A 4,098-nucleotide genomic window follows, 5' to 3' on the forward strand; every position below is an offset into this window, starting at 1 on the left:
CTCTTGCGGTGAAAAACCGGTGCCGGAACTGAGCGCCGCCTGGCCGCCGTCCAGGGCCACCACGATGGCGATGGGGGCGTCGCAAGCGCGCGCGGCCAGCCGGGCGAGCCGGGCGGCGCCGGAATGAGGCAGGACATGGAGCGCGAGCGCAGGATCAATGACGGGAGCGGGAACGGAAACGGACACGGGCAAACACCTGCTTTTCAGACATTCAATAGACGATGCTGACGCATAGCGGCATTTCTTTTACGCAAGATTTGCAAGCATTGGGCATAAAGCGTTGCAAAACGTTCCGTCACTTACCTGCGCAGGATTTTGTCCTACGCTTCAGGCACGCGGCCCCCCACGCCGGGTTACTGCGTCACCCTTCATCCTGCAGCACTCCCCGGTTATCTCCCGTTTTTTGTATTGTTTCCGTTGTTCTATTTCACGCAAGGATCCATGAGCCCACTCGAACTCGACCAGCTTCAGCAATGCCCCGACATCCCTGCTTTGCGGAAGGCTCTGAAAAACATGTGCGAGCGCTTCGGCTCGGTCACGCAGCTCAACATCCTGCCGRCCGCCCATGCCGGCAAGCAGCAGGCCCTGTGCTTTTTGCGCATGGCTTCCGACGAGGAGGAGCAAAAGCTCATGAGCGGCCTGGGCATAGGCCGGTTCGGCGGCGAGCTGGTGGTCGTTGTGGATCTGCTTGTGGCCAAGTCGCCCCAAACTGAGAGTGCGTGGGGCTCTCTCGCCTGAGAGCCTCAAAATCCTCCGGCTCTTATTTCGCGGCTGTGGCTTCGGCCGAGGGGTGCCTGAGCAGAAGCCGATCCAGGGCGCTGAGAACGTCGAACGACTCGGCAAAGTCGCCAAACAGAACGGCATTGTCAGGCGCAGCCGCTTTGCCCTGCCAGGCCGCGCGGAATTGGTCGAATATTTCGCCAAAGGTTTTTTTCCCATCTATCAACGCGAGAATTTTTGCGCCGTACTTGCCGGGATTCACCATCACCGAGGCGCCTGAGTGCTGATGCCTGAGCATGAAGGGCTGGCCCTTGTTGCTGCCAAACACCTGCGCGGCAAGTTCGCCGGTCAAGGGCTCATGGTAGAAGAAAGGCACGTACTCCGGATCGCCGTAGGGGGCCTTGCAACGGTCGTTGCGAGTGACGTATAGGGAATGGGTAATAAGGGTGCCGGCCATCAGCTCGGCCATTTCATATTGCTTCCTGCGCGGCAGCCTGCGCAATGCCGCGGCCATGGCCGGCGGCTTGCTTCCCAGCACCATGTGCGGTAAATAAGGCGAAAGGCCGCGCTGTACATCGGTGAACTCCAGGTGCATGCCGTGTCCGCTCTTTGCGCCATCCGCTTCGTCGCCCAGCCAGTCAAACAGCTCGCCCACGCTGTATGAGCGGTCCTGCGAATGCAGCAGCAGGTCGTAGATGCCTGCGTCGCCCATCTTGTGGTCGTGGTGCAGGTCTTCGCTGCGCTTGAACCAGTTGGTGGCGGGCAGGCTGGCCAGCAAGTCGCGCGTGTTGGCGATTTTCCGCTGCGCATCCGCCTCGTCGCCGTTGACCAGGCGCATGAGCTCCTGCATCTGGTACACCCCGGTGCGGCCCGTGGTGGCATACACCATGAGTCCGATGGCGCCATCGTCTTTGAGTACACTGCGCAACGCCTTGAATCCCAGATCGGGATCGGCCAGATGGTGAAGTACGCCGCTGCAATTGATGTAGTCGAAGGCGCCGAGCTCTGCTGCCAGGGCGGGCAGGTTCAGCAATGAATCATGAACCCAGGCGATGTTTGCCAGCCCGCGAATCTGTGCGCGCTCCTTCGCCAGTGCGATGCTGGCTCCGCTCATGTCGAGATGCACGATTTGTGCGTCGGTATGGCGCAACTGCTCGGCCAGGAAAATGGTGGCGTCGCCGGTGCCACCGCCTGCCACCAGCGCACGAAAGCCATTCTGGAACGACTGCTTCCCCGCAAAGCAGTAGTGGTTGATCATGGGCAGGYCTTCGAGCCAGGTCCGTACCAGGCGCTTGTGGTCGTCCTGCGGATTGCAGGGCGGATAAGGCAGCGCCTCATACTGGTTTCTGACTTCGGGCAAATAGTTGTCGGGCATGGCGGCTTCCGGAAAAACGATTGGCAAAAGCCTATTGTCTCCGCCCAGGATCGCCCCGCGCCGGAAACCTCTCTCCCATCCAGTGGCCGCGGCGGCCGACCCCTGAGGGGGGATCCGGCCACACGAAGTGGGCCGAGACGGGGGTGTGCCTAATTTTGCAGTTCCTACCTCACAGGTAGGAACTGCAAAAACGTTCCGCCCAGTAGATTTTGAACATAGGTGATCACCGCGCGGCGGTACTTCTCGGTCAGAACGGAGGCCAGCAGGTCCAGCCGTCCAATGATTTTGCCGAACTCGCGTTCAAAGCTCAGGTTGCGCTCGCGCTCGGTGATTTCATCGGCCAGCAGCAAGGGCTGGCCTGCGGCATTGCGCCGGTTGGACAGCATCCATACGGCGATTTCAATGTTGCGGGCGGCGTTGTAGATGTATTGCGCATCCAGGCTGTCAGTCAGGTAATACGCTGTTTTCCCGCTGTGGGCCGTGATCACCATGTCAGCGCTGGCATAAATGAACGCCGCCACGCGATCGCCCTTGAAGTCGGGGCCCAGCGCCAGCGACAGCGCGGCGATGTCGCGCTTGCCCTGCAGTTCGGGCCAGGGTGTGCGGGTGTCAACCGCCACGCGCAGCTGGGCGAGGGCCGCGTCGCGTCCGAGCGTGCTGGTTTTCCGCCATTCCGCCGGGTTGCGCCGGTACAGCTTGTCGGCCAGGCGCAGCAAACCCTCCAGGTTATCGCGCATGCCCAGGGTGGCCATGCGGTTCACGTCCGACTGGCCGATCTCGCTAGCGGCCATCGGGGCGRCCTGTGCTTCGCCCTTGTGCGTGGGCGCCTGGCTGGCGCAGCCGGCCAATACAGCCAGGGCCAGCAGCAAGGGAGGGCGGAAGAATGAAAAGATGGAAGGAGAAATGGCTGGTGCGGGAAGGGAGATGGGTGCCGTGCGCAAGGACATGGGGCATTTTCAGCGGCTGCGCCGCGCCGCGCAAGCATGGCTTTCCCGGGCTGCCGCCGGCTGCAGGGGCAAGCTCAGACGGAAGCCGCGCCCACTTGGGCAATCGGGTGCAACAGTCCGCGAGACAGCAGCACCCGGTGGTCTATCTTGAGGCAGTGGTCCTGTACCACCAGCAAGCCCGCCGCTTCCGCCTTCGCKGCTGCCGTGGCGTTGGAAATGCCGAGCTGCATCCACACGGCCCTGGCGCCTATCGCAATGGCTTCGTCGACCACTGGCGGAATATCTTCGCTGTTGCGAAAGCAGTTCACCAGGTCGAYCTTTTCGTGCTGCGCGGCTTCGGTCAGCGTCGAATAGGCCTTTTCACCGAGCACCTCGGCGGCGTTCGGGTTGACCGGGATGATGCGATAGCCATTGGCCTGCATGTAGCGCGCCACATCAAAGCTGGCGCGGTGAGGCTTGGGCGACAAGCCCACTACCGCGATGGTGCGGCAGTGGTTGAGGATATGCGGCATGCGCTCTGCGGGGGGCAAGGGGTTCATGGCTGGGCTTTGTGTTGGCCTGGCTTGGACCGGCGTTGCCGGGCACGGTTCAGGCTCTGTTTATCTATTTAAGCGGGTCTATGCCTTGTATTTGACGGAGCACCCATAAGCCCGGCTGGAGGCCACACTCAATGGTTTGCCGCTCAGCGCTTCGGTCAGGCCCTGGCGCACGTAATTGGTGGCGGTCTTGATATCGTCAACGCGGGCAGAAGGGATGCTGTCAATACCGCCTGCGTAAATCAGCTGGCCCTGCGGACTGATGATGTACATGTGCGGTGTCGTCTTGGCGCCGTAAAGCTGGCCGATCCTGCCTGACTCGTCCATCAGTGTCGCAGTCGGCTGGCCCTGTTTCTCGGCCATCCAGCCGGCCAGTTTGGCCGGCGCCAGGTAGTCGCCGCTTTCGGCCTCCGTGGAGTTGATGGACAGCCACACCACGCCTTTGGCGGTGAACTCCTTTTGCAGGCCTTGCATGTTGCCGCTGTAGTGCTTGCGCACAAAAGGGCAGCCCGGATTGGTC

At 61.8% G+C, this 4,098-nt stretch carries 6 protein-coding genes; 1 reads left to right on the forward strand and 5 read right to left on the reverse strand.

Annotation, left to right across the window (positions count from 1 at the left end):
* Positions 1-186 (reverse strand): hypothetical protein (locus AC1DWI_RS15410; protein WP_477725145.1); only part of this gene is annotated, 186 nt, incomplete at its 3' end.
* Between the two features lie 255 nt (positions 187-441).
* Here AC1DWI_RS15410 and AC1DWI_RS15415 point away from each other — a divergent pair.
* Positions 442-738, forward strand: coding sequence for a hypothetical protein (locus AC1DWI_RS15415; RefSeq protein WP_477725146.1), 297 nt, complete (start codon positions 442-444; stop codon positions 736-738).
* 22 nt (positions 739-760) lie between these two features.
* Here AC1DWI_RS15415 and AC1DWI_RS15420 read toward each other — a convergent pair whose 3' ends face one another.
* The 4 genes from AC1DWI_RS15420 to AC1DWI_RS15435 form a co-directional block, all read right to left on the reverse strand.
* Positions 761-2,095, reverse strand: a complete 1,335-nt coding sequence (locus tag AC1DWI_RS15420; RefSeq protein ID WP_477725147.1) for a class I SAM-dependent methyltransferase — start codon at positions 2,093-2,095, stop codon at positions 761-763.
* 164 nt (positions 2,096-2,259) lie between these two features.
* Positions 2,260-3,042: a hypothetical protein gene (locus tag AC1DWI_RS15425; RefSeq protein ID WP_477725148.1), complete on the reverse strand. Its 783-nt coding sequence runs from the start codon at positions 3,040-3,042 to the stop codon at positions 2,260-2,262.
* A gap of 74 nt (positions 3,043-3,116) precedes the next feature.
* Positions 3,117-3,581, reverse strand: coding sequence for a CoA-binding protein (locus tag AC1DWI_RS15430; protein WP_477725149.1), 465 nt, complete (start codon positions 3,579-3,581; stop codon positions 3,117-3,119).
* 78 nt (positions 3,582-3,659) lie between these two features.
* On the reverse strand, positions 3,660-4,098 hold a 439-nt coding region (locus tag AC1DWI_RS15435; protein WP_477725150.1), incomplete at its 5' end, for a redoxin domain-containing protein.

The sequence above is a fragment of the Polaromonas sp. P3_C2 genome, assembly GCF_056402675.1.